The organism is Chryseobacterium gregarium DSM 19109 (assembly GCF_000430845.1).
In the GTDB taxonomy this organism is placed as follows: Bacteria; Bacteroidota; Bacteroidia; order Flavobacteriales; family Weeksellaceae; genus Chryseobacterium; species Chryseobacterium gregarium.
The window spans coordinates 51,517-77,308 of sequence record NZ_AUMU01000018.1 but is presented as its reverse complement, the minus strand read 5'-3'; the positions used below and the strand labels follow the sequence as shown (position 1 = coordinate 77,308).

Here is a 25,792-nt window from a genome sequence, read left to right as displayed (position 1 = left end):
CACGGATTGCACGGATTTTCATGGATGATAACGTGGCTTCGGCTCCGCTCAGCCACCGGATGGTTGTTCCTTACAATTAAAGTGAATAATCATCTCAACACGCTGTTTGTTATTGACTGCGTCGAATCTGTGATTTCCGCAGGAATCTAAACATCGTATCAGAGAATCGCATAGAAAGATTTGGGGCCGCATTCCTACGGTAACTGAACCTCAGCTTTCTGTGGGTAGGGATTGCAGAAGATTCTTATTGCTGTTTCTCCGTTCCGTGATCAGCCATGCCGCATCCAGCATTTTGATCAGGTGGAGGTACGGACCTAAAATATCACGCTCCGGTACATTATTAAAAGTCCCGAGCGAGAAATACACCACGTCCGACAGGAATTCCTCAAAGTCCCCCAAGCAGTACTCCTTAAAAGCTTTGCGGAACACCCGCACCGGGTCCCGGTATTCTTGCTCCGACAGCGAACCGTACATCACTGGGCTGCTGTGCTCCGGAACGCTCTCCCCTATCCATTTCCCGGCTTTCTTCCTGAGGCACCACCCTGCCCGGAGAAACGACCGCATCGACTGGTGGAAATGGAAGACCACGGAAGGATCTTCCGGAATCCGCGTTTTCCCCTGTACCGCGTACTGCATGATAAGGTTGAGCCGCTCCTTCGCCGTAGCTAGGTCATGGAACTGGAAAAACAGTTCCAATACCAATAAGGGTGAATGTTTGTTCCGGCCGGACCAAAACCGGGATTCTAAGTCTATGCTGTTCTTTTTCATAGGTTTTGTTTTTTTGATTTAATGGTTTCCTGGCCACCAGGATTTATAGCATTGAAAACATAACTTTCCTGAGTGCCTTCTGGTTTGAAAAGGACATGATATAATCTTTGAGCTGTGACCGAAAGACACTGGAAAGAATTTAATATGAATGAAATCTGTGTTCCCGTGTAAGCTTGTTAAAGCCGCAATAGGTTGTACCCTCCTATTGTATCGTGTAGTCTGATACTATATTTTTAGGAAGCGGGCTTAGATTTTAGCGACTGCGGGCAACATTAGGAAAATAAAGCGTGGAACTCACTACATCATCGCTTGTACTAGAGGCATCGCCAAACACCTTGCAACAAACTCCGTAAGTAAGCCCACGCCTAGGTCGTGAGCTACTTTACTTATGGTCTCGTTGCGTTTGTTTGAAAATTGGCGATTTTCTAGTACGAGATTCTAAGCAATAGCTTCTATTATTAAATTTGAAGTATCGCAAAATTACTTTAATAAGTAATCTTTTCCAAATATAATAAAATTTATTAAATACAGGACTATAGTCCTTAGTTTTTTATTTTGAATTTGCATCAATTTGTATTCATGCACGATTCACTAGACGAAATTGAACTTTACGTTATTACGAAAGTTAAAGATATTAGGGAACAAAGAGGTATAAGTCAAACTTCTTTATCGTTAGCTATTGGAAAGAGCACAAGTTATATTTCTGATATAGAAGCACATTCCAAAACAGCAAAATATAACATCAAAAGTTTAAATCTGATTGCTATTGCTCTCGGATGTTCAATGAAATATTTTTTTCCCGATGAGCCGATACATGAGAAGAAATACGATTTTATCAAAGAAATTGAAATCAACAAAAAATCCTGACGAAAGTTGGGATTTTACTTTTTTGCACTCGGCATTAGACAATACAAAATACAGAAATAATAGAAATAAAATTTTAAAGCAAAATAATATAAAAAAACAAGCATGTATTCTCATTCAGCGAAGGAAATATTATCCAAAGGTATTCTCAAAATTGATGAAATTTTTAATTTTGAATTTTCTCCTTATTGCGAGCAATTCCAAAAGATTTACAAAAATCTTTATGAAATACTACAGTATGAATCAGAGAAATATAATATTTCAAATTGCTTTTTACTTTACTTAAATGATCGAAGCTTTAATGCTAAAGCTGGCAAAATAAATGATACAAGTATTATCTTAATCAACTGTGGAATAATTTTTTGGCAAATCAAAAACACCACAGAGAATGAACAATTAAGAAAATACAACACAAATTACAATAATATTTTTTCAAAAATTCAACTTTTGAAGTTTGAAGAGTTATCTCTCCAATTGAATATTTTATTTACCTTCTACCACGAATTTGCACATATTCTACAAAAATCAGAAAGTATGATGTTTTGGAATTCTGAGAAAAATGATAGTAAACCTTTTTCTCTCGAAAGACACAGCTTAGAAATAGATGCAGACACTTTTAGTGCAATTCATATTGCAAGAAGCATTATAAATTATTATGAAAAAAATTTTAAACAATTTGGAATTAAAGTACTAGAAGAAATAACTATAGTTCTATGTTCTAATTTATTTTTTTACATATCCTCATTCGGGCAATCAGATTCAGATTTGTATTATTTTGAAAATTCACACCCTCATCCTTACATTAGAATTATGAGAATTTTATTTACAATTGGAAAATATTATGAAGACGACAAACAAATAAACATTAATAAAAACTATATTGTAGGAAAAATAATCGATGAAATTTTTGATCTTCAATATTCACAAAACATAAATAATTTCCCAAAGTTTAAGGATGAATTTTCGAAAAATTATGAAGATATATATGATTATCTTAAAAAAATATCAAATTATGAAGAAACTAAAATAAATTCAGCAATTGCTATTTATAACAGATTTGCCGAATGAATAATATTGCCAAACATTTTAAAGATATAACGCAGAATCAAATATTTGATTCTACCTTTTTCTAAATTAGGATTTTGTCTATACCTTTTTCTTTATTGCTAAGCTCGGGAGATTATTGAATCAGCTCTTCTTTTTATTTAAATTTGTTAGCATTTTTTGATAAGTGCTAATTGAAGTAGTGATAATCTAAATAAATTTGAAAAACAAAAGCAGGTAATGATTACAGTACAGGTCAAAAATATATTTTATTTCATCGATTTTTTATATTCGAATATAACGCATTTCAATAAACAAAAACCGTTGCTGGATCAGATTGATGATCTTAGGAAGGCGTATAACGATTTGGACCCTAAAATAAATTTTGAACATAAATTTGAAAGAGAAGTTATAGCAGAAAAAGGAGATAAGCTTGTCGATAGCTTTCGTAATAACTGCAAAAATTTAGTAAACGAAAAAATAAATAGTTTAGAAATAACCGACCTATCCAATATTGCTAACAATCATTTTTACAATATCGGTGAGTTCATGATACTTGTCGAAACTCAAAAATATGATCAAGAAGATGTAAAATTGATCTTAGAAGCAAAAAGTAAATATGTAGCTATTTTAGAAAATTTAGAGCTAAGCTTAGATAATTTTTTACCATACGATCTTGTTAGAGATTTTCATGAAACTTTGTATGACTGTTTCAAACCATTCCTGTCTTTTGATGACAAACATAAAATTGAGAAAAGCAAACAAATACAATTTAATAGACATCAAATTACTATTGAAACATTAGACGAGAAAGGAATCAGGAATGCTGTAAATATACTAAAAGGTAAACCAGTCGAATTTGAATTCGAAGTAGATGACTGGATGATAAACAACGGAAATGTTTTTGAACTTACTCAAGATTTCAGTCTATCATTTTTTGCAATTCAAACTGAGATAGTGAAACAATGTAAAGCAAGTAACACGAGTAAACTCCAAGATTTCATAACTTATGGAATTGATATTTCAAGATTAATTACAGGAACTGATGGACTATCCATAGAAAAAATTTTCAAAAAATTTTTGGATTTAGAGATTAACTCCGAAAAGTTAGAATATCCCATGACCGTAAGTATTATATTTGGTTATTTGAAGATTGGGTTATTAAAAATGTATTTAGAAAACACATACAATTCATTTCTTCATACTGAAAAGTATATTGAAAAATATGATGGATTACGAAATGATTTTACTAGTTCAAATATTGACACTAATGAAAATGACTTTATTAAAAATGAATTAGCAAAATGTTTATCATTTTTGCAAGAATTAAAAAAGCCTGTTTATAATGAGATTTCAATATTGGGTGATATAAAGGATGAATTTTGCAGTTTTAAAAAGCACCTCTTAAATACGATTGATAAAAGACAATCGTTTCTAAATAGAAAATTGTTGGAAGAGAAAAAAAGTATTCATAATAATAGCAAGGCATATAACGCCTTAAACACTTTAAGTAACGAAGGAGGAGAAAATTATAAAAATTTTACCAAAATTTTGAACAAAATGTATGAGGACGATTTTGATTATAAGCCGGACCTCGATTATGCTGAAATTACAAAAGATACTATCCGTGAGATTAAGGAAAAACTTTTCGAATTGCAGAATAATGAACAAAGGACTGGCTTTTTAAAGATGGTTTTTAAAGGTTTTTTTGAAGATGGCAAAGATTATCATTTGTACCAGGTTAGTAAATTCGAACATACATTTAAAGATATCCCTTTGGAAGATAGGGAATACTCAGAGTATCAATTTAATTTTATTTACGAATGTTTATTATGTCTAAGAAGCATAATTACTACTATTTCAGAAGAATCATTGGTTTATAACATAGATTTTAGTGATGTAATGCATTGGTCTTGGCGACATAGCGAAAACGGAAAACAAAATCCATATGAGGTGTTTGTTTACTATATAAAAGGTGATTACGAGAAAGGTAAAAAAAGTAAGTCTAACCCAACTATTGACAATCCTGAGCAGCAAAAAACAAAATCACAACTACTAAGTGAGAATTTAGATACATATGGTTTTTTTGAGCTTGAAAAATTAAAAAATATTTCAGATAAAAATAAAAATATTTTGATTCAGTTACTAATCGAAAATAAGTTACCATACGTAGTAGCAATGCTTGATTATCTCGAATACTTTACTTACCTAGAGAAGAATCATTTTAAGAGCAAATATAAATTATATATTGAGGTTTCTAGATGGTTCAATAGTGATAAGGATGGAAGAGCTATCAAAGGTAATATTAGCAGTCTTTTAAACAGTTCAACAGAAAATAAATCCCGTTACACCGCTTTTAAACATAAAGAAAGTGTAAATAGGGACTATGAAAAGCTATTATAGGGAGTACGCCCTTATTGTTGCCCCTAAATGCCCCATATAATATTGCAAAGTATAATAATAAATACTTTGTATAATGGAAAAATTAAAATTTAATCAGTTAGTTATAACGGAAACTTTATTTGCTACAAAATTTAGTAAGCAAGAATTTTTGCAGTTTCAAAAAAATAGACGATTCACATACTTTGAAAATCAATTGCAGATAGTATTTCAATATCTACAAAATCATATCGCAACAGCAACTATGATAGCCGAAGCAACTGGAATTCCTCAAAAGAATATTTGCAGGTACAAAAGACAATTAGAGAAAGCTGGAAGACTTTGGGAAGTGGAGAAAAAAAAATGCAAGAAAACAGGGTTTGAAGCTTGGTACATTACTACCAATCTTATGTATCTGCCAAATTGTAAACAATTAAACTTATTTTAATTTAAAAACTTAAATACACAAAATGGTAAGATATCTAATGATTTAAATTTTTGAATATAAACTATGGCTCTGTAATAAACTGTGCACTGAAAAAAGCGCATTAAAAAAAATGTAAAATCTAATTCTGGAAATTAGATTTTACATTTTTAATATTTACTAGTCTATTAATGAAAGTAAAAAGTTAAATTGTATTTCTTGACAACAAAAACGAAGCGTTATACCATGTCCTAAATTAGGTCCATCAAATAAAAAACTTTGTACCTGTCCTCCATTCGAAATATCAACCCATTGCATATTCATAGCTCCAAGCTGCTCCATATCTTTCATCACAGATTTAGGATAATCACTTCCCAAAGGTATAGTTACTATATAACCACAAGTTTCTACATAACCCATTGCTATTCCTTTGTCAGTCGCATCAGCAATTGATTTTATATTATTCTCCTTTAGAAAATTTAATACAATCTTTAGTGTTTCATTATTTTTCTTTCTAAATTCTGCTAGAAATCTTTGGAATGCATTATTGTCTCCTTCACTTTGTGTTTTAATATTTAAATAATCCAGCATTTGTCTTTCTGATTCCTTAACTGGAAACCTCTCATCATCTAAGATTTTCTTTGCGAAGTTACCTGTAGAATTATCCAATGAAGAAGATTGTGTAATAAATTCAGTGAACGTCATTTTTAAGTTTTTTTAATGGTTATTATTATATTCTAAATTTTTACTAATATAAGTAAATCAATAAAGTTTTAATTAATAAAAGTAAATTTTCAGTAAAAATACTGAATCTTGTTTATACCAATATCAATACTTTTACTTTGAGGAAAACCGTAATAAATAATAAAATGAATTTTCTACATTTGAATGTTAGTATTAAAATTGGAATTAAAGATTTAAAAAAAACAATATCATGAAAGTTAATTTAAAAGATTTGCAAGAGCTACTACAAAGTATTGATAGCAAGCTCGGGATTTGGGGAATAATACTATTTTTGACCGTAATTATTGTCGTTTTTCTGGCAAGTATTTATTATAAATACTCTATGAAAGCTATCGCTGAAGAGAATTCCAAAAAAGCAATTGAAGAATTTAAAAATCAATTATCAAAAAACATTCAAACGCAGATGGGACTTTTTTTTAGAGATGAAAATGTAAGAAATAATTTGTTGTCAACAATCGGACAAAAATCTTTTGAGAAAAAAATTGAGTGCTGGCAGTCAATACAGGCACAATACTTTAAATACCAAAAAATATGGAACTTTGACAGTAGCACTAACATCCAAGAATACACAGATATTGACAATGATTTAAGTGATCTTAGAATTAAAATATTCAACGAAACCATCTATCTTGGATATGACCTTTCACCAAAGCTGCTAAGACTTAATTCTCTCATGCGAGAAGGACTGAGGAAAAAGAAGGCGGAACTTACCTACAGTGGAAATAACTATCAACCTCACTTAGAAACAAAACTCCAAAATAATTTAGACCAGCAGCATGATGTAGAACAAAAAATAACTGAGTTATTATACGATGTGGAAAAATGGATTATTGACAAACTTCATTCTGATCAAACAATTGATAAATTTGAATTTACTAGCCAACAATTAGAAGTCATCAAAGCCGAAAGATTAAAACAGTTTGAAACAATTTCTGCATAAAGTTAATTCACAATAAAAATTTCGGTCTTTAGCTTCTTCCATAAGCTAAAGACCGAAATTTTTGAAACCATTTTAATACTAATAAACTATGAGATTATACCTAATAGGTAATGGATTTGATATAACTCACAATCTAAATTGCAAATATTGCCATTTTCATACATATTTGAAGAATCACAGATATGACGTTCTAGATTGTATGGCAAAATTTTATGACATTGAAGAAGATTCGGAATTATGGTCTGATTTCGAAACAAATCTAGAGAAAAACATCGTATATGAATCACTTAAAGATATTATAGGAGATAATACACCTAACTTTATGTCTGATGATTTCAGGGATGGAGATTGGTACGACGCTGAAATAAGTGTTGAACAAGAGTGTGATGAATTATTACAATATATTAGGAATGGTTTTGAAGAATGGATTATTTCGTTAGAAGTTGATCTATTAAGCAAAAAATTTAATCTCAAGAATGATGACTTTTATATTACTTTTAATTACACAGAAACTTTAGAAAGAATATATGAAATACTAGACTCAAATATTCTTCACATTCATCATAAAGTCGGTGAAAAACTTATTTTTGGTCACGGAAAAAAGACTGATGCTTTTAATGTGAGAGAGGCCTTATATGGCGATCAAAATATTTTTGAAGAGGTAGATGAATATGGAAATGTTGAGTCAAGTGAAATAGGTCATGAAAAATTTGCTGAAAATGCAGTTATTGCATTCTATGATAAAATGAGAAAACCAACTGAAGAAGTTATCAATCATAATCATCTTTTCTTTTCAAAACTATCCCCGATAGAGGAAGTCATCATTTGGGGTCTATCGTATAGTGATGTTGATTTTCCTTACATTGAGAAAGTTTTAAATTCTGTCAATGAAAATGTAATATGGACCTTATCATATTTTTCTGAAACCGATAAACATAATGCAATAAGAACGATGCAGAGACTTGGAGTTGATGAAAGCCTGTATATCATTAAATATTGTTTGGATTTAGAAAAAGAACTAAATCTTAATTGAACATCTCATTAATCTAGGTTGAGAGATAGCTGTTTTAAAACTATTTCATGAAATTTAAATACAACACTAATATTCAATATCACTAGAATTTAAAGATATAAAATGACTAAAAATATTATAGACAAAATATTATGGATAAAAGGTTTTTATCCATTCTCTTTAAAATATGACTTAGAAAAAACTCTCGAAGCACATAAAATCGAATTTGAACCCCTTAAAGTTGACCCTACAACATTTTCAATTTTCAAATATTCTCACTACTTTAATTTATATTTTAAAGAAATATGTAATGCACTCGAAAAGGCGCTGGAGAAATCGACACTAAATAAAGCAGAGTTTATTAATCTAATAATTGCCGATTTAAATAGAACTGATATCCTTATCACAGAAGATACTAATAAACAATTGCATTCTGGTGATTCTTATGACAGCAATATTCCTGCAAATATCTATATTCAAAAATCTGAATTCCAAAATAGTACTGAACCTGTGTGGGGATTAATAGATTCAGCAATTGAAACTGCAACATTAAACTTAAATTATCTTAATTATGTTAAGTTTAATAAGAACAATGTGACAACAGATGAAATTGCACAGGTTGATGTCATTAAATATCTCACATTAATAGGCTCAACATTTAATGCAATAAAACAGTCTTATGATAAAATAATATGGCGCGGAGAAGAGATAAAATTTGATTATCCACAGATTAAATTAGTGTCAAATCAGAGGAATTTAATGCTGGACAATGTTGCTTTGACGAGATTGACTAGAAATATCAGTAATACCATGATCGAACTACAATCAGATCTGGAACAATACAAAGAAATAAGAAAAATATATCACTTAACAAGATCTTTTCAAATAATAAAATCAATCGAAGAAAATGAAGAGTTAAAAATAAGATATCAGACAAAATCAAAAAATCCTACAAATTCCTATATTTCCTTTCTAGCACCCATTCTTACCTACTATCCTTTTTATCATTCGGAAAAAATTTCCAAATTTGAAGATCTAACAATTATAGATCTTGTAAATCTTTTTTCTTCTTTATACGATTTTGTTGCGGTACTCCCAATGCCTGCTTATAATGACACAGGTATTAAAGATTTAACGAAATTTAAACGATTCAATCCTTGGATTAAAAAGTCACTACTATTAGGGTACTTCAAAAATACGGTCAAATATAAAGAAAGTCAAATTTTAATATTCTTAGATCTGCTTACTAAAAAAGGTAATAAACACGATCTTTTTCTATATCCTATCTACGAAGAAGGTGAATTTTACTTTTTTTCTCACGCTACTATTTTAAGAGCAAACATGCTTTATCTTGTAGACAAGTGGCTTGAAGCAGGAAATTGCGATTTAGCAAAACGTGGATTTAAATTTGAAGATTACATAAAAGACTATCTGCGTGCGGAAAAGTTAAATGAATTTGCCAAGTTTGATATTGTTGAACAATCTAAATTTTCATTCATTGATGAAAATAGCGTGAGGCAAGAAGAAGAAATAGATTTGGTATTAAAAACTGAAAGCACAATAATTGTTGCCGAAATCAAATGTATAACCTATCCCTTTGAACAACATGATTTTTATACATCTTTTCAAACAATTAAAAAAGCAAAAAATCAAGTTCTGAGAAAGTCTGCTTTTTTAGAAAATAATTGGGAGAGATTTGAAAATATGCTAGGAAAAAAGGGAGAAAGAAAAATAGTAAATATTATCGTGGTAAACTTTCCACAATTTGCTGGTAGAATAATTGATAATGTTCCTGTCTCAGACTTTCTTCTTTTTCTTTCATACTTTGTAACGGGGAAACTTACAAATATCAAAATGGAAGTTAATAAAGAACCAATAATTAAGGAAAATCACTATTATACGTCTTCTAAAACTTTTGAAGATAATTTTGAATCGTTTTTCAAGGATCCTATCCCAATGCAAGATTTAATTTCGAGACAGAAAATTGAAGAGTACGAAGTAACTCTTGAAGGAACGGACCCAAAAACTATTGCAGAACGAGTTATTTACATTGAGAAAACGTTGGGAAATGATTAAAAATAATGGAATATACTGAAAACTAGAAATGTATATATTGATACAGAAGTTTTTATATCAAATAATTTTTTTGACAGCACAAATTTACAATGTCTCTTTCAATTTGGAAAAGATCAAACTGTAAATCTATACTTGACAGAGATAACTAAAAATGAAATACAAAGTAATATAAGAGAAGAAATCTTAAGTAGTCAAAATGACATAAACCAATTTAAGAAAACCATTTATAATAAAGGTAAAATTTTAAAAAACTTAGAAACATTTAAACCTTATTTTGCTTTACCAAAATTGGATATCTATCTAGATTTCAAAGATCTTTCCAAAACGTTAGATCACCTTATCGTGTATGGAAAGGTCTGTTCTATCCCCTATGACAAGGCCTATCTTAAAGTCATTGTTACTAGCTACTGTAAACAACTGAAAAAAAGAAACACGAACTTCCTAATGCAATAGTACTATCAGCTGTGGAAATTTGGTCATCTTTACTACCTAATCAAAATTACAAACAGAAAATCCCGCATTACCGGGATTTTAGCTTTTCTATAGGTGAATTTATTTAATCTCTACAGGAACCGAGATTTTATCCCAATCCATGGTGAACCCGTTTTTGTTGATTTTATACACCAAAGTTTCCTGGGTTGCCGGTAATGCTTTTGTTTTAACATCTACCCGTAAAGCATCTTTAGATTCTTCGTATTTATAGGCGCCCCACTGTTTTGGCTCTTTGTTAAAAACGGCAGTCCAGGTTCCGCTTGCTTTAGGGATCAGGAAAAAGCTGTATTTCCCTGCAGGTAACGGTTTACCCTGAACGGTAATGTTTTTATCCGTCTCGAAAGTCGTGGCTTCATTGGCACCGGCACGCCACACTTTATCATACGCTTCCAGGCCACCCCAGATGGTACGGCCTTTCACAGAAGGACTGCTGTAGGCGATGGTAATGGTGGCATCCTTGATTTTTCCCGTCGCCGTCATGGGTGGGCTGGCCGGTTTTTTGGTTTCCTGCGCAAAGGCATTTACGGAGATCGTCATGGCCGCAACAAGAACGGTCGCCGATTTTAGGATTGATTTCATACTATTTTTATTTATTGTTTATTGTTATTATTATTGTTGTATGTCTACGAATTTACGGCTTTCGGCTTATAAAACAGCAACGCGACGGTAGAAAATATAATGACTGCCGCGGCCCCGATGACGTTGAGCCAGAGGAAAGAAACGATATCGAACTGATACACGGCAATCACCGCAATTTCTGATAAGATGGCAGAAATAAATACATTCGCCCCGTCGACTTTCTTATAGTAGAAGGCAACCAGGAAAATCCCCAGGATCGGGCCGTAGAAAAGGGAACCCAATACATTCACCGCTTCTATAAGGGAACCCATCTGCGTGGCAAACATCGCGACGCCGATGGAGAAGATGCCCCAGGCTAACGTGTGCAGGCGGCTGTACTTGAGCTCGGTGGCATCATCAGGAATTTCTTTTTTAAAGATCAGATGGACATCTTTCAATGAGCAGGCGGCAAGGGAATTGAGCGCCGCGGAAATGGAACCCCAGCTGGCCAGGAAAATAACGGCAAACAGGAGACCGATCATCCCTGCAGGCAGGGTATTTTTTACGAAATACAGGAAAATATAATTGGTATCGGTTTTCTCCGCATTGTAGTCTGACTTATTGATCGCCTCTTCTACCCTGCCATGCAATTCTTTCACTGCGGTCTGTGTGTTTTTAAAATCCTCAACTGTTTTGTTAAGTCGGGGAGAATGCGTTTCTTTCAGCTTTAAAATTTCTTTCGATTCTGCATTGAATTTCGTTTGCAGGTCCTGGTGCTCTTTTTCAAAAGCCGCCGCCTGTTCAGGCTGTGTTTCCCTGAGATGCTGATACGAGCGTTCGTTAAAATAAACCGGGGCCGGTTTCAGGGAAAAGAAGGCGAACAGCAGCGCCCCGATCAGGAGAATGGCAAACTGCATCGGGATTTTAACCAATCCGTTCAGCAGCAGGCCCATTTTTGCGTTGGTATTGTCTTTTGCCGTAATATACCGCCCGACCTGGCTCTGGTCGGTCCCAAAATAAGAAAGGGCCAGGAAGAAACCGCCGATCAGCCCGCTCCAGATGTTGTATTTATCCTTCCAGTCGAATTCCGTGGTGATGACATTGAGCTTTCCGGATTTTCCTGCGAGATACAGCGCATCCTTAAAACCGATGCCGCCCGGCATATCCTGGATCAGCAGGTACCCGGCAAAAGCCATGGTTCCCAGGATAATGAGGAACTGTAGTTTCTGGGTGTGGGCAATCGCCTTTGCACCGCCGACATAGGTATAAATCATCAGGATGCCGCCCGTTAATACATTGGTTACATAAATATTCCAGTTGAGGACGCTTGACAGGATGATGCTCGGCGCGTAAATGCTGATTCCCGTGGACAAGCCCCTGGAGAAAAGAAAAAGCAGTGACGTGAGCACCCTTGTTTTCTTATCGAAACGGTTCTCCAGGTATTCATAGGCGGTGTACACATTCAGGCGCTGAAAAATCGGGATGAACGTGATGCAGATCACGATCATCGCCAAAGGCAGGCCGAAGTAATACTGAACGAAACGCATGCCGTCGGTATACGCCTGTCCCGGTGCTGAAAGAAAGGTAATGGCACTGGCCTGTGTCGCCATAATCCCGATCAGCACGATGTACCAGGGCATTTTATTGTCGGCTTTCAGGTAGGAGGCGTTGCTTTTCTGGCCGCGGCCGATATATACGCCGTACACCACCACGGCAACAAGGGTGAAAATAAGAACGGTCCAGTCTATCGTACTCATGCCCAGAATTTAGTAAATAAATAATAAAATATGATCTGACCTACCAATGCAACGGCTAATAGGATGTACCAGGTATTCCAGTTTTTAAGTTGATTGCTCATCAGTTTTTCTGTGCCGATAAAAAGTTTAAAAATAAACGGGCCGCCCCCACATTTCCTGCAGGCAGCTGCCTGAAAAAGGCCAGCGGGGTATAGATAAAATTACCCTTGCCGTATGGGGCATATAAAGTGGAGCCCTGCAGAGGCTCTTCCCCGGTATCGTGCATTTCAAAAAGCGGTTGATACGCCGCATCCCATTGGTCCGGGAAATAGGCGCCGCGCTCCTGCACCCAGCCCTTAAAATCATCCGCCGTAATTTTGTTCGGGAAGTTGAGTAATTTATGAGCTGGATTTAAAAAGGTAACCGCCGCATTTTCTTCGGTCACGCGCTTATTGGCAATGCTGAAACTGTAGATCCCCAATTGTTTAACGGTGGTATCCTGGCTGGTGTTGTACTGCATCACCAGATTGCCTCCGGCTTTTACATAAGACCATAAGAAAGGCATCCAGCGGCCCAGCTTTTTCTCCGTGTTATTGGCACGGACCCCCAGGACGATGGCATCATATTGCGACAGCCTGTTCTGGCTGCCGTTTCCGCCTGATCCATCCGGGTTGCCATAAAAATCTTCATCTTTCAAAATCTCTACCTGGATACCGGCTATGCGCAGGAACTCAGGAATGAAATCGCCCGCCCCCTGGATGTAGCCCACTTTTTTAACCGTCGCCCGGATATCGCCTTTCATGACGGTTACCGATGCAGGCACAAAATATTGTAGGGAAGGCAGATGCGGGTACTGGATCAATACCTGTTTTTTGTTATAGGTGACTCCATCTGCAACAAAATCAGCATCCAGTTGCAGACGGTTTGAATGGATTGAGGCAAGCTTGGTTTTTGGAATAACGTAATCGATGGTAAAATCTTTTTCAGTGACCGGATTGACATCAGCGGTGCCTAACCGTTCACCGTTATACATCAGGTTCAGAGTCCCTTTATTGTATTGTTTATTGGAATTTACCTTAACATTTAAACTTAAACGGAGATCTTCATTTTCCTTGACCAGATAAAGCGGCTGTGTAAATTTCAGTTCCAGTGCAGGAATAACGCGCAGGGCTTCAACCACATCACCCCGAACCGGGTCTAATTTCTTGAACGATAAAGGAAGCTTCACCCGGAACTTTTCCGGACCGATTTTTAAGTCAAGCAATACATTCAACGGTGATTCTGCCTCCGGCAGGCCGATTAAAGTATCATTGGGAACAGAGAACGTGGCCGCGTCCGTGGCTGGTTTTGCCAGCCAGTAGGGTTCTGTGAGTGCTGCATCCGCAGGAATCTGAATGTCATGTTCAATGGTCATTAAAGAATCTTTTGACAGTTTCCTGTTGAAGCTTTCTGACTGATTCAGCCATTTTACATTTTCAACAACGACAGGATTTTCAGCTCTTGAAATCAGGTTTAACCTGAAATTGTAGTGCTCTCCGGCAACCGCTTCAGCCTGATTCGTCACGGCCTCGCCCATAAACCCGGCACAGCTTAAAATAATATGGTCAAGTGCCGTCATTTTATCCTTTTTCAGGTTCACATCATTGATTGCCATTACCTTTTTCCGTAGAACAAGCAAAGCGGGCAAGCTCAGGTCAGGCTGATTGAAATTGAAAGCGGAAATAATTTTATCCAATGACTGGTCAATATCTGTGTTTCCTTTTGCGGTCCAGGTTTTGACTACGCCATCAAAAAGAGCTGCTTTGGCAGGCTCACCAAGAACATGGCTAAAATATTCAGTCCTGATCCCGGCTACGGACTGTGTTCCCGCGCCCTGGCTTTTATGTAAGCTTCTGCTTAATCCTGCCAGTTCACCGTAGCCCATCCCCAGCTGCGCATCATATTGCCCGACGGTAACTTTCAGCTGATTTTCGGCCGTTGTATTGACTGCGCCGAAGCGGAACGTATTCCACAATACACGTTTGGGCTGCCATACCTTAACATATTTGAGTTGGTTGGGGAAAGCGGTTTTATCGCCGGCCAGCTTAAACGCTTTTTCCGCCACCACTGCCGAAGCCGCATGTTGCCCGTGGCCTGCCGCCGCGGTAGGCGGAAAACGGCAAATGATTACATCAGGACGGAATTGACGGATGACCCAGACGACATCCGCTGTGATAAGATCTGCATCCCATTGTTTAAAGGTATCGGTTGTATTTTTAGAGAACCCGAAATCAATCGCCCGGGTAAAAAACTGTTGGGCGCCGTCTAACTTTCTGGCCTCCAAAAGTTCATGGGTCCGGATTAAACCCAACGCCGCCCCCTGCTCTGTGCCTAATAAATTCTGGCCGCCGTCCCCTCTGGTTAAAGACAGATAGCCCGTTTCCACATTCCGGTCGTTGATGAGCCAGGAGAGCAGTCCTGTATTTTCATCATCGGGATGAGCCGCCAGGTATAAAACTTTAGGCAGGTGTTTAAGGGTTTTGAGTTCGCGGTAAATTTCAGATGATTTTGAGGGCCGGACCTGCTGGGCCCGACAAAAAACCGTAGAAAAGCCAAGGATCAATACAATGATTAGTTTTTTGAACATTTGAATCTGCTTTGGGCGCAAATATAAGTAAATCGTTTTTCTTTCAGCCTTAAAAGAAAAGGCAACCCGCTCTTTTTGCTGACGGTTTAAAACGGCTGAAAGAAGCCGTTAAGGCTGCCGGAACGTCTGCCGCCGTCGTCCGGAAGTATCTTGGGAATAAGGTAAGTTTTCAGGATCATACGCTTAAGTTAAGTAATAACCCTGACAAAAGTTGGGATTACGCCGTTTCGAAGGTTTTAAAAACAGGACATTTGCAGGACCAATCCTGTTTTCCTAACTTTAATTTCACTAAAACATACAGCAATGGAAGAACTGGTTGAAGTTTCAAATTCAAAGAATTTTGCCTCTCAGGGTTTCACCTATTTAAAAAAACTTGTTTTTGAAGCTGACCGTGCTCGGCTTCAGCTTCACATCACTCTAATTGATGAAACAGAAAAACAAAACGACTGGATCATCAATGCAGAAAATGTTTTTGGTTTTAAAAATTTTGATTCCGGAAACCTGATGCCTTATCTGAAAATAAATATTTACGAAAATCATCCGCTTCTGAAAATAATGGAGAGCCCGGAAATCCAGTGCATGATCATCGGGGTACCGGATAACAAATTCGAATTCCTTGGTAAATTTTATCAATTGCTTCAAAACGACATCGGTTCCTGGAAAAAGCTGGAAGACTTTTTTTGGAACACCCAGAATCTGTTTGGAGAAAAAGAAATTCCTGAAAGCTTTAAAGGTTTAATGACTGAAGAAAGCGATGCCGAATATATTACTTTGCCTAAAATTTTACTTGATCCATTCAGGAGACTTTGTGAGTCTGAAAATTTACAGGTTCAAATTGACGGGGAATACGAAAGCGATTATAAGAATATGAAAGTCTTAATTTTTGGAAATGAAATGATATGCCCGGATGATTATTGCCTGAATCAGCCTTATATCATTGCTGAAAAATTTACCACTGAAAAGAAAAGCAACGGTTAAACCGCATTTGTACAATGTGCAGGAGCAGCAACTTTAGAATATATAGGCATGGATAAACCTGGTCATCCTGGTAAATAATTCCGGATGTATTCCTGAGTTTTCTAGCATTTTCTTTCAAGCTGCCTGTTACTGATGCCTGGCGTTACTGCCAAAAAACGACAAGGGACAGAAATCCTGTCCCTTTAATGCCTTCAGCCACCAGTCTCTAAGTTGCGGCAAAATGATAATCATAAACACCTGAACGAAGGAATATCAAATGACCGCTTTTTCTCTGAGGACCCCTGTAATTGTGCTGTATTGCTCTCGCCGGTTTACGCTTCTGAACCGGACTTAGAACTTTTTTTTCAGCATATCCTGAAGAATCTGCTTATCCGGATTTAAGTTGGCTGCCAACTTTATGAGTTGCTGTTTTCTTCCTCTAATTGCCGTAAACGCCAAAGCTCCGGATTTCTTCTTCCCATTGTAAAAAGTGGCTTCACCTACACCCATCTTTCTACAAACTTCTTTAATCTTACTCCAATATCAGACTGTTTCAATGCAAATAAAAACAGGGAAGTTACCCTGTCACCATAATCTGAGTGAATTATTTATTTAGTATAATGATAAAATCATATTATAATGCATTATATTTTTCCATTGCAATTTTAGAATTGTAATACCTAAATAAAAAGTCATAACATACAAATTCATTCATTCTGTTCTTAGATTTAAAAATCCTGTTAAGCATCATATGAATCAGGCTGGCATTGAAGCTGTTCATATTTAAAGAAGTATCGTCTGCAAGAATTTTCATTATGTCATCTGCAGTATCTGACAAATTTTTATTCTTTACTGTCAAAATATTAATTACATCCATATTTTCATCATTGCTGTCAATGAAATCTGCAATTTTCTTTTTGTTTTCTCTGAATTTATTATTAAGTCCTGTATTGAGTTCCTTTGAATTTGAAAACTCACTTTTAAAACTTATACTCAGCCTCTCCAATAAATCTCTTTTTTCCAACAAAGAATATTTAAATAAATTTAAATGATGATCAATAGCCTTTAAAGCAAATAACCATCTTTTCTCATCATCATTTTTATATTTAGAAAAAAAGTCAATCACCATATTACTGTCATAGTTAAAAAATAACTCTGCTAATTCTATAGTATGCAACCCGTATCTTTCTATTTCCCGGTTATAGGTTTCATTTTGGACTTTCCAGATTGTATGGTTTTGAACCAACGGATATAAAATATTATACATCATGTTTATGACTACGGGCAATTGAGATGAATTGCATTTATAGCGTATTCTTAAATGAGGTTGGGGATCATTATATCTTATAAAAAACCATTTTTCTATTACATCATTAGCTGTCAAATAATCAACTAATGACTTGATTTCATTCGACAAAAAATTATCTGCTGTTTTAGACCCCAGGTAAATTTTATAATAAATCCACTCTCCTCCTATTATATTTAATCTTTCTTTCATAACAAACTATTCAACTTTAAAAGAAATGATAAATTCATTTGAATAACAATCATTATGCTCGTCCTTCACAATAGAATTATTAAAATCATGCAGAAATTCCGATAACTTAAACCCGGTGCGGTTTTTAATTGTTGAAAGAAACATTTTTATTGACGTTAAATTTTCCAAATTAATCAAAAGCTCGTTGTCTCCGTCAGACAATAAAATAAATTGAGAAAAAGAAAAGCGGTCTTTTAAGATTTTTACTTCATTTAATAATTTAACATCATCTTTTATTTTGAATAAATGAACTATATCATTATTCTTCATATACCAATGGGCAGGAGAAAGAATAATATTCTTATATTCTATCCTTGGAATAAAAGAATACAACGACTCAAAATTAGTTAGTGGAATTCCGCCTCCCCTATTGTGATGAATAAACTGCATATCACATAGGAAATGATATACGGGTAGAGCCCTTGGATTTGAAAAATTATGCGCATTGGTTAACCTGGGAATAATTTCCTTATTCAGCTTTGAATGTTTTAAATAAAGGCGGTCATTTTTTACAGATATCACAAGATCTTCTACACGGATCTGATTTGCCTGATCTTTCGTGGACTTGGCTAAATATGGAATTTCAAAATCTCTAAATGAAGGCCGAGATAAGATATTTCCTACTCTCGATTCCGGGAGATGGATGACTTCAGCAATGATAGTATTGCTGTCTGATTTTTCTGAAGAAATAATATTTGCAACATGTTTATCAATTAAATCATCACTGTGGCAAAATCTGGACATTAAATTTGCTGCGCTGCCCCCGCCCCACCCACTGAAGGAAATTTTGCAATCAGATTCTTCTCTGATAATTTCTGCAATAATGGATATAGTCGGGGGTAAATTATTCTCATTCGGGTTATCAATACTTTTGAAATCATCATCAGTAATCGTTATCTTGTACTTTTTGTCTTTCAGGGCGTTTGAAAATTTCTCCTGAAATATAATATCGGTTAAAGACCACTTTAATTCTTGAGTTTCATTGACGTGCTTATTCCTGATGGGTAAATCATCAATTAAGGGATTAAAGTCATTACTTTCTACTTTGGAACCATAACCAATTCCAATTTCAGGATCTAGTGCGACCATCAAAGGAATTTCCATATTTTCATAGCGCTCATAAAACCGGTCTTTAAACTTTTCTAAGTAAGATTTATGGCGTGCGGGTGAAATTTTGTTAAGCAGTCTGATCGCCGGAATTATTTGTTCCGCGATTCTCTGATCTAAAAAATTAGCTGCTGATGTAGAAATTAAGTCACATTGAAATAAATGCTTTGAATCAAAAGACACTTTAAATATTTCTACTAATTTTTTAATATCATTATATTTCTCAATAGAATTGCCGATTTGATGATCTAAAGTCTCTATTTTTTTTAATATATTTTTTATTTCTGCTGAAATAGTAATCTCATTTTTATCTAATATAGAAATTAATTGATTATGATATTCCTGTCCTGCCACATTAGGTTCCAGTTCAAAAACTAAAATCTGACTTAGAATTATTTCGTCGATAAATTCTTCGCACTCGTTTTCTTCGAAACCCATATTCATTAATATTTTAATCAGGTCTTTTTTAGTAACTCCGGTCTGGGCGGCTGTGATTAATTTTTCTAGATATTCTGAATAATCAACTGCAACAATCTCATATTGCCTACTGCCATTTTTATAGTGATATTCTACATATCGGTATTTATCAGAGATTTTGAACAGGCTTGTATTTGGATACAGTTTTAAACTGTTTCTTATTTCTTCTATTTTTAATAGTTCATAATATAATGAGACCATAAAGTTCATATCCAAACGGGTATGACGTTTATACTTTGACTTGTCATTAAGCCTGATGTCTGTATCAGAAGATAGCTGACCTATTGAGCAGGAAGCAAAAAGACCATAAGGAGTACACCTTGATGACATTCTTGAAACATATTTTAACAACGTATATTTTAATTTTTCAATCTTTGCTTCGTCCTTTTTCGGATTATTGAGCCAACTATCAAACTCTGCCAAAAGAGACGGGGAAGCTAAAAATACAGCTTCTCTTATGGTTAGGTCTGTAATTAGGTTCTTAAATGTATTATCGCTGATTATTGGTTCTGCCGTCAGATTCTTATAAAAATTCAGTGACAAAACAGGAGTTCTTAGTAAATAATTTTCAAATGGTTTATATAATTTTTTTTTCATACATCAGTTTAATTTAGTAAAAAAAATGAATCCCAGTCAGAATCTTTATTTTCCAGCTTGGCATCCAGTAAAAAAATTCCAGCCCCAATTAACCCATCTAACATTCCCACATTATTACTATAATTATCCGGACCATTATATTTTTTGTACCCCGCTATTCCTTGATTAAATTCACAAAAAGCTAACGTTTCTTTAATAAACTGATGGTAAGCAATTAAATGATCCTTATTATGAGTCAGCAAGTACCATTTTAAGTGTAAATATCCGACACTTGACGCTCCGTGACAAAACCCGGCATCAAATACCTGGGCCGCTGCTAAATCCAATCTATTCAGAGTGGAAGAAGCCGTTTTTTTTGAAATATCAATCAAGACATCATCTTCTAATATTGTTCCTGCTTTATATAACCCGAAAGCAACAGATTGATCTCCATAGCACCATCCCAAATGAACATCATAGTTAGCGGTTTGGCCATTTACTGCTATTCCCGGAAAGATATGATCACTTTGAGAATCTTTGTTTTTAAATGACAACACCGTATAAGCCGATTTTTTTATAACCTTTTTGATGTTGACTTTATCCGGATACCGTTCATAAAATTTTGAAAAAATCAGTAGATATGAAATATGCCCGTGAGCTAATCCTATATTGGTTTTGTGGGTATTATCATTGATACTGACTTCATCCTTAACGGTCAACGTAAGGTTACATTCATCTTCTATAATTTCAGCAAGTTTGTCAAAGAGATTAAATAATATTTCCTGATTTGAGTTTTTAGGACGTGAGATTAAGTAATGTGCAAGACCAAAAACACCATGAAGAAAATCAATTTGTTCAACCTTATCCTCATGAGTTAATTTATCTGCCTGAGCCAGAAAATGATTTATGTTTTGATATATTATTTCGTCTATGGAATATAAAGCTTCGCTTAGATCTATTTCCGTTAAGTTTTTTTCTGTTAAGAAATTAAGGATCTGGCCAAATCCACACAGTCCATCGCAATAGGTTAAGCCAATAACATTGTTATTGTTATTTAGATATTCAAAAGAAAATTCAATAAATGCATCGATTTTATTAAGATACTTTTTATCTTTTTTATATTCATATAAAAGAGCATAAAATATTGGAGTGCCTCCAATACCTGTAAACAAAGAAATATCATTATTATATGATGGATTTTGCAGGATGCCATCCAGGAAATCTTCTATTTCATTAATTTTATTTGATAAATTCATGATTTTAAGAATAGTAAGAAATGCCCTACATTTGTAGAGCATTCAGTAATTAATTTGTTTGAAATCTTAACAGATTCCCTGATTCTGTTCAGACTGATAAATTGGGGTCAGGCCATCAACCGGCTTGGTATCATTCCCTGGAGGACACCTGTCAAAAGAATTGTAGGTGTTTTGGTCTCCACCCGTACACATGCAGCAGGTAAATCCTCTGTTAGTACTCCCTGCGCTACCTCCTCCTTGAATTGAAGCCGATTGCTCTGCAGTTAATTTTGTAATTCTTTCTTTGTTTAGGGTCAGTTTTTGTTTCATAGTGATTAATATTATTTTACTGTTTAAATTGTTTATTTTATCATTCCGGTTTTATAAAAGATCTTCATTGTCGAAAAGTGCATTGCTTAACTCTGATTTCAAAATTATCGACTCAGATCGGAATATAAAAATGGTTGTAGTCTTTATTTATAAATTACGACATACCAATTAAGAAATTAAACAATTCTAATATATTGATAATCAGTTATTGTTATTTGTAAAATAGAAATCAATACTATTGTTGCTGTTCATTCATATTTGTTGATAAACCGTCTGATTTGGGTTAATTTCGATCTATATTATTTACAAAATCTTTTCTGTTCCGGCATATTTCTAAACTTCCTGCGGGAAAAGCATGACTTAGCTAACACTTATTGTTAACAAATAATATGATTTTTAGTTTAATAATGAAAACACAGAATACAGAAAATATTGATCTATGATGCCTACAATTAAAATCTCAGATAAATAATCATTCTCACTATAAGGAAAAAAAGTTTGATAACAGATGTATTGCTTCGGCAGGACAAATCTGGATCAAACTTAAACAAATTTGTATCCAGGTTTTTAAAAGGATTCCTGCTGAATCCTGCAGATCCCCGAAAAGATCCAACGGTCATCAGCGCATTTATCTTATTGAGTGATGACCCAACCAAGCTGGAACTTTTTTTGCCGGATCTCCCGGATCAGGATTTCAGATCAATCAAAATATCGGGCAGTAATCAAGTTATTCCCGGTAATTTGGTATGATTTTACAGAGCCTCTAGATACCGAAGAGATCACCTATGTCATCCAATATAAAAAGAGATTTTACATTGATCCGTTTTGTCATTATTCAGCCTGTTACTTTTATCTCTACATTTGTCTTTTAATTTTAAAATAATCAATTGGAAAAAAATATTGAACTGATCAGCAGTCTGGGAAAACTCGCCGTTTTTCTGATGCTGCTGTTTTCTGTCTTTCTTTTTACGGTCAAAAGCAATAAGAAACCCGCCAATCAATTATTCGCCCTTTTTCTTTTGCTGACCGCATTTGACTTTACCGGTTTTTTTCTGGGTCATCTGTTTTCCGGTCATCCTGATCTTAAAATAGTAAAGGTATGCTCTTCCCTGTTGCAGATGCCTGCATTTTACCTGTATGTCCTTGCCACCTGTTATTCTGATTTTAAGCTGAAGCCAAAACATCTGATCCACACCCTGCTGTTCCTTGGATTTTTAATTGTTTTCAAATTAACGTCCATATCAGATCAGCGTTTTACCCTCTTTACGATCACAGGGGAAATACAGTATTATGCTTATATCATCCTCATATTCCTGAGTTTGAAGAACTACAAAGCCGTCTATCTTGAGAACTATTCGAATGACGATAACGGCATCTACAGATGGCTGTTTCAGGTCACGGTATTCTTCTTTTTTGCCCATCTTTTTGTACTGGCGAAATTAGGACTCTTATATCTTGGACAGGATCAAAGCTTTCTACAATACATTTACCTGGCGATCAGCAGCGTTGCTTTATTTACCATCTGCTGGTTTGTCCTGAAAGCCTTATACAGCCCCCAGCTTTTTACAGGCGTTAAATCATACCTGGAGCCCATTGAAACCTTAACTGAAAAAAAAACATCCATCCCCGATAAGAACACCATTCCTAATCCGGGTACAGTAAAGCTCATCGCTTATATGGAGCAGAACAAACCTCATCTGGATGAGGGCCTGACCCTGCAAAAGCTGGCTGCACAGGTGGGCATGCCCGAAAAGGAACTGTCTATACTCATCAATCAACAAATAGGAAAACATTTTTTTGATTTTATCAATGAATACCGGATCAGGGAGGCCAAAATCCTTTTGAAAGACCAACCCCATCTGACGGTCCTCGAAATCTTGTACCGGGTGGGGTTTAATTCCAAATCATCTTTTTATACTGCCTTTAAAAAAGAAACAGGCGTCACCCCCTCAGGCTACAGAAGATCAGATACTTAGACAGCGTCCGACTTTTAATCGGACCCATTGGTCAGTAGAAATAGGTTCGGTTACCGATAGTCGGACTTCTACAATAGATCAGAAGCTCAACTTTGTTTCAAATTAAATTTTGAATCAAATGAAACCGTTATTTAAAGTCACATTACTGCTTGCTTTGGCATTATTTTATAATGTATGCTTTGCTCAAAATTACAACAGAGCACAACCATTAAAAAAAGCGGATTCTTTATTGGAACATTCCTATCAAAAGAACAGCCCAGGCGTTGCATTGGCGATCATAGAACAGGGAAAAACCATTTACAGCGGTGAAAGAGGGATCTCCAATATGGAATATAAAATACCCATTACGGATTCTACTGCTTTCCACATCGCATCTGTTTCGAAACAATTCACGGCATTTCTTGCCGTATCATTAGAAAAAGAAGGCAAGCTTTCATTAGATGACGATATCCGAAAATACCTGCCCGAATTAAAAGGCCTTCCCTACAGAATAAGTCTCCGGCAACTGGCAAATCATACCCACGGCTTACCTAACCTTCATGAGTTAGCGCAACTGAAAGGGATAGAACCGGGTGACCGGATGACCCATAAAGACGTTGTGGCCATGCTGCTTCACATCAAACAGGTCAATTTTAAACCCGGTGAAAAGTTCGAATACAACAATACGGGCTTTGCCTTGCTTGCCGAGATCATCGAACGGGTCTGCAGGAAGCCATTTCAGGACGTATTAAAAGATAAAATCTTCACTCCGCTGCAAATGTTCCATAGCCTGGCTGTTGACACACCCTCTCTGATTGTTAAAAATAAAGCGTATTCCTATCGCTTAAAAAACGGGAAATACGAAAATTACGCCTTAAATCTGATGGCCAACGGATCATCAGGGGTCAGCACAACCCTTAAAGACCTCAGCAAATGGATAGTCAATATGCAATATCCGTCTTCAGAACACAGAGAGATCTTTGGTGAAATGATAAAGCCTTCCACACTCAATTCCGGAGAAACCAACCGATATGGATTGGGATTGGAAACCAAAACTTACAAAGGGTTGGAACTTGTATTTCATGGCGGCGGCGATGCGGGTTATCGTTGTTACGTCCTAACGGTTCCAAAATATCAGTTTTCAGTCATCATTCTGGGAAATAACGGTGATTTCAAACCGTTCGAATTGGTTTATCAGATTGTCGATCTGTTTTTAAAAGAATACGAAATAGAAACGCCGTTACTCATAAAGACCCATTACACGACACAGGAACTGAAACAGTTCACAGGGACTTATGAAATGTTCCCGGGATCACTGTTTAACATCATCGCTGAAAACAATACCCTCTATTACCAGGCTTTCGGCAGTGACAAAAAGATGCAATTACCTGTCATTGGAGATGGCCGTTTCACCAATCCGTACCTGCCGGTCAGCTACTTTTCATTTGATCATGGCATTTGTACTTATCACATCGCTGATTTTAAATACGCCGGTAAAAAAGTAAAAGTGACTCCGCCAAAGCTCAATAAGGCAGACCTTATAAAATTTGCAGGTATTTACAAAAATGAAGAATTCAATACCGAATATGAACTAATAGTCAAAAATAATGAATTGGTCGCACGGCACAGCTCGAATAACGGCATCATTCTACATCCGTTTGCCAGGAACAGTTTTTATTCGGATGAAGGATATTTCGGAAAGCTTGTCTTTCAGAAAAATACAAAAGAAAAGATCACCGGATTCTCTCTGTCAGGGCAAAATTTAAATCATATCTTATTTGTAAGGATCAGATAAGCAATTGTAAAAACATGAATTGAGCGATGTATATACAAGTTCTAAACCATTGCTTTCATCCCTGTATTTCTTGAACAACCGCCTTTAAAATATTTAAAGGCGGTTGTTTTAAAAATCCAAATCAGTCAGATATTTTTAAACAGAATTGCCTTTGGATTGT

20 protein-coding genes and 1 pseudogene are annotated in these 25,792 nt (G+C 35.3%); 11 read left to right on the top strand and 10 right to left on the bottom strand.

Annotation, left to right across the window (positions count from 1 at the left end; translation table 11 throughout):
- Positions 1-210: 210 nt before the first annotated feature.
- Positions 211-768: a hypothetical protein gene (locus tag H561_RS23430; RefSeq protein ID WP_051349440.1), complete on the bottom strand. Its 558-nt coding sequence runs from the start codon at positions 766-768 to the stop codon at positions 211-213.
- A 579-nt stretch (positions 769-1,347) separates the two neighbouring features.
- On the opposite strand from H561_RS23430, the gene H561_RS0117945 reads away from it, so the two are divergent.
- The 4 genes from H561_RS0117945 (at position 1,348) to H561_RS0117930 (ending at position 5,503) form a co-directional block, all read left to right on the top strand.
- Positions 1,348-1,635 (top strand): helix-turn-helix domain-containing protein, encoded by a 288-nt coding sequence (locus tag H561_RS0117945; protein ID WP_027388264.1) that lies wholly within the window; start codon positions 1,348-1,350, stop codon positions 1,633-1,635.
- A 102-nt stretch (positions 1,636-1,737) separates the two neighbouring features.
- On the top strand, positions 1,738-2,700 hold the full coding sequence (locus tag H561_RS0117940; RefSeq protein WP_027388263.1) for a hypothetical protein: 963 nt from the start codon (positions 1,738-1,740) through the stop codon (positions 2,698-2,700).
- Between the two features lie 216 nt (positions 2,701-2,916).
- Positions 2,917-5,079, top strand: a complete 2,163-nt coding sequence (locus tag H561_RS0117935; RefSeq protein WP_027388262.1) for a hypothetical protein — start codon at positions 2,917-2,919, stop codon at positions 5,077-5,079.
- A gap of 73 nt (positions 5,080-5,152) precedes the next feature.
- The gene (locus H561_RS0117930; RefSeq protein ID WP_228372300.1) at positions 5,153-5,503 is read left to right on the top strand and encodes a hypothetical protein; all 351 of its coding nucleotides are present in this window, start codon (positions 5,153-5,155) and stop codon (positions 5,501-5,503) included.
- A gap of 156 nt (positions 5,504-5,659) precedes the next feature.
- On the opposite strand, the gene H561_RS0117925 is transcribed toward H561_RS0117930, so the two are convergent.
- Positions 5,660-6,184: a hypothetical protein gene (locus H561_RS0117925; protein ID WP_027388260.1), complete on the bottom strand. Its 525-nt coding sequence runs from the start codon at positions 6,182-6,184 to the stop codon at positions 5,660-5,662.
- A gap of 229 nt (positions 6,185-6,413) precedes the next feature.
- Between H561_RS0117925 and H561_RS0117920 the strand changes: the two genes are divergently transcribed.
- From H561_RS0117920 to H561_RS24520, 4 genes are all read left to right on the top strand, one after another.
- On the top strand, positions 6,414-7,163 hold the full coding sequence (locus H561_RS0117920) for a hypothetical protein (RefSeq protein ID WP_027388259.1): 750 nt from the start codon (positions 6,414-6,416) through the stop codon (positions 7,161-7,163).
- 88 nt (positions 7,164-7,251) lie between these two features.
- Positions 7,252-8,196, top strand: a complete 945-nt coding sequence (locus H561_RS0117915) for a bacteriophage abortive infection AbiH family protein (RefSeq protein WP_081411689.1) — start codon at positions 7,252-7,254, stop codon at positions 8,194-8,196.
- Positions 8,197-8,298: 102 nt separating this feature from the next.
- Positions 8,299-10,251 carry a hypothetical protein gene (locus H561_RS0117910; protein ID WP_027388257.1) on the top strand — a complete coding sequence of 651 codons (1,953 nt, stop codon included), beginning with the start codon at positions 8,299-8,301 and terminating at the stop codon, positions 10,249-10,251.
- A gap of 12 nt (positions 10,252-10,263) precedes the next feature.
- Positions 10,264-10,704: a PIN domain-containing protein gene (locus tag H561_RS24520; protein ID WP_155845847.1), complete on the top strand. Its 441-nt coding sequence runs from the start codon at positions 10,264-10,266 to the stop codon at positions 10,702-10,704.
- 99 nt (positions 10,705-10,803) lie between these two features.
- Here H561_RS24520 and H561_RS0117900 read toward each other — a convergent pair whose 3' ends face one another.
- From H561_RS0117900 to H561_RS0117885, 3 genes are all read right to left on the bottom strand, one after another.
- Entirely contained in the window at positions 10,804-11,322 is a 519-nt protein-coding gene (locus H561_RS0117900) for a DUF2911 domain-containing protein (protein WP_027388255.1), read from the bottom strand.
- Between the two features lie 44 nt (positions 11,323-11,366).
- Positions 11,367-13,058 (bottom strand): sodium:solute symporter, encoded by a 1,692-nt coding sequence (locus H561_RS0117895; protein WP_027388254.1) that lies wholly within the window; start codon positions 13,056-13,058, stop codon positions 11,367-11,369.
- 100 nt (positions 13,059-13,158) lie between these two features.
- The gene (locus H561_RS0117885) at positions 13,159-15,663 is read right to left on the bottom strand and encodes a PIG-L family deacetylase (protein ID WP_027388253.1); all 2,505 of its coding nucleotides are present in this window, start codon (positions 15,661-15,663) and stop codon (positions 13,159-13,161) included.
- Between the two features lie 303 nt (positions 15,664-15,966).
- On the opposite strand from H561_RS0117885, the gene H561_RS0117875 reads away from it, so the two are divergent.
- Positions 15,967-16,641 carry a hypothetical protein gene (locus H561_RS0117875; protein WP_027388252.1) on the top strand — a complete coding sequence of 225 codons (675 nt, stop codon included), beginning with the start codon at positions 15,967-15,969 and terminating at the stop codon, positions 16,639-16,641.
- A gap of 336 nt (positions 16,642-16,977) precedes the next feature.
- Here the strand turns inward: H561_RS0117875 and H561_RS22775 are convergent.
- From H561_RS22775 to H561_RS0117850, 5 genes and pseudogenes are all read right to left on the bottom strand, one after another.
- Positions 16,978-17,192 (bottom strand): annotated as a pseudogene (locus H561_RS22775) (transposase); the annotation flags it as partial.
- 62 nt (positions 17,193-17,254) lie between these two features.
- Positions 17,255-18,118 (bottom strand): thiopeptide-type bacteriocin biosynthesis protein, encoded by an 864-nt coding sequence (locus tag H561_RS0117865; RefSeq protein ID WP_027388251.1) that lies wholly within the window; start codon positions 18,116-18,118, stop codon positions 17,255-17,257.
- 6 nt (positions 18,119-18,124) lie between these two features.
- Entirely contained in the window at positions 18,125-20,338 is a 2,214-nt protein-coding gene (locus H561_RS0117860; RefSeq protein WP_027388250.1) for a lantibiotic dehydratase family protein, read from the bottom strand.
- An 8-nt stretch (positions 20,339-20,346) separates the two neighbouring features.
- Positions 20,347-21,573: a lanthionine synthetase LanC family protein gene (locus H561_RS0117855; RefSeq protein ID WP_162143034.1), complete on the bottom strand. Its 1,227-nt coding sequence runs from the start codon at positions 21,571-21,573 to the stop codon at positions 20,347-20,349.
- Positions 21,574-21,639: 66 nt separating this feature from the next.
- The gene (locus H561_RS0117850; RefSeq protein WP_027388248.1) at positions 21,640-21,882 is read right to left on the bottom strand and encodes a class I lanthipeptide; all 243 of its coding nucleotides are present in this window, start codon (positions 21,880-21,882) and stop codon (positions 21,640-21,642) included.
- A gap of 887 nt (positions 21,883-22,769) precedes the next feature.
- On the opposite strand from H561_RS0117850, the gene H561_RS0117840 reads away from it, so the two are divergent.
- Together H561_RS0117840 and H561_RS0117835 are read left to right on the top strand one after the other, a co-directional pair.
- The gene (locus tag H561_RS0117840; protein WP_027388246.1) at positions 22,770-23,858 is read left to right on the top strand and encodes a helix-turn-helix domain-containing protein; all 1,089 of its coding nucleotides are present in this window, start codon (positions 22,770-22,772) and stop codon (positions 23,856-23,858) included.
- Between the two features lie 118 nt (positions 23,859-23,976).
- On the top strand, positions 23,977-25,632 hold the full coding sequence (locus tag H561_RS0117835; RefSeq protein ID WP_027388245.1) for a serine hydrolase domain-containing protein: 1,656 nt from the start codon (positions 23,977-23,979) through the stop codon (positions 25,630-25,632).
- Positions 25,633-25,792 lie beyond the last annotated feature (160 nt).

Bases quoted from the DNA above. Each gene is read 5' to 3' on its own strand.
- H561_RS0117930 (WP_228372300.1), top strand. From the start codon at position 5,153: ATGGAAAAATTAAAATTTAATCAGTTAGTTATAACGGAAACTTTATTT.
- H561_RS0117860 (WP_027388250.1), bottom strand. From the start codon at position 20,338: ATGAAAAAAAAATTATATAAACCATTTGAAAATTATTTACTAAGAACT.
- H561_RS0117940 (WP_027388263.1), top strand. From the start codon at position 1,738: ATGTATTCTCATTCAGCGAAGGAAATATTATCCAAAGGTATTCTCAAA.
- H561_RS0117855 (WP_162143034.1), bottom strand. From the start codon at position 21,573: ATGAATTTATCAAATAAAATTAATGAAATAGAAGATTTCCTGGATGGC.
- H561_RS0117865 (WP_027388251.1), bottom strand. From the start codon at position 18,118: ATGAAAGAAAGATTAAATATAATAGGAGGAGAGTGGATTTATTATAAA.
- H561_RS23430 (WP_051349440.1), bottom strand. From the start codon at position 768: ATGAAAAAGAACAGCATAGACTTAGAATCCCGGTTTTGGTCCGGCCGG.
- H561_RS0117915 (WP_081411689.1), top strand. From the start codon at position 7,252: ATGAGATTATACCTAATAGGTAATGGATTTGATATAACTCACAATCTA.
- H561_RS0117935 (WP_027388262.1), top strand. From the start codon at position 2,917: ATGATTACAGTACAGGTCAAAAATATATTTTATTTCATCGATTTTTTA.
- H561_RS0117885 (WP_027388253.1), bottom strand. From the start codon at position 15,663: ATGTTCAAAAAACTAATCATTGTATTGATCCTTGGCTTTTCTACGGTT.
- H561_RS0117875 (WP_027388252.1), top strand. From the start codon at position 15,967: ATGGAAGAACTGGTTGAAGTTTCAAATTCAAAGAATTTTGCCTCTCAG.
- H561_RS0117895 (WP_027388254.1), bottom strand. From the start codon at position 13,058: ATGAGTACGATAGACTGGACCGTTCTTATTTTCACCCTTGTTGCCGTG.
- H561_RS0117850 (WP_027388248.1), bottom strand. From the start codon at position 21,882: ATGAAACAAAAACTGACCCTAAACAAAGAAAGAATTACAAAATTAACT.
- H561_RS0117900 (WP_027388255.1), bottom strand. From the start codon at position 11,322: ATGAAATCAATCCTAAAATCGGCGACCGTTCTTGTTGCGGCCATGACG.
- H561_RS0117910 (WP_027388257.1), top strand. From the start codon at position 8,299: ATGACTAAAAATATTATAGACAAAATATTATGGATAAAAGGTTTTTAT.
- H561_RS0117835 (WP_027388245.1), top strand. From the start codon at position 23,977: ATGAAACCGTTATTTAAAGTCACATTACTGCTTGCTTTGGCATTATTT.
- H561_RS0117920 (WP_027388259.1), top strand. From the start codon at position 6,414: ATGAAAGTTAATTTAAAAGATTTGCAAGAGCTACTACAAAGTATTGAT.
- H561_RS0117945 (WP_027388264.1), top strand. From the start codon at position 1,348: ATGCACGATTCACTAGACGAAATTGAACTTTACGTTATTACGAAAGTT.
- H561_RS0117925 (WP_027388260.1), bottom strand. From the start codon at position 6,184: ATGACGTTCACTGAATTTATTACACAATCTTCTTCATTGGATAATTCT.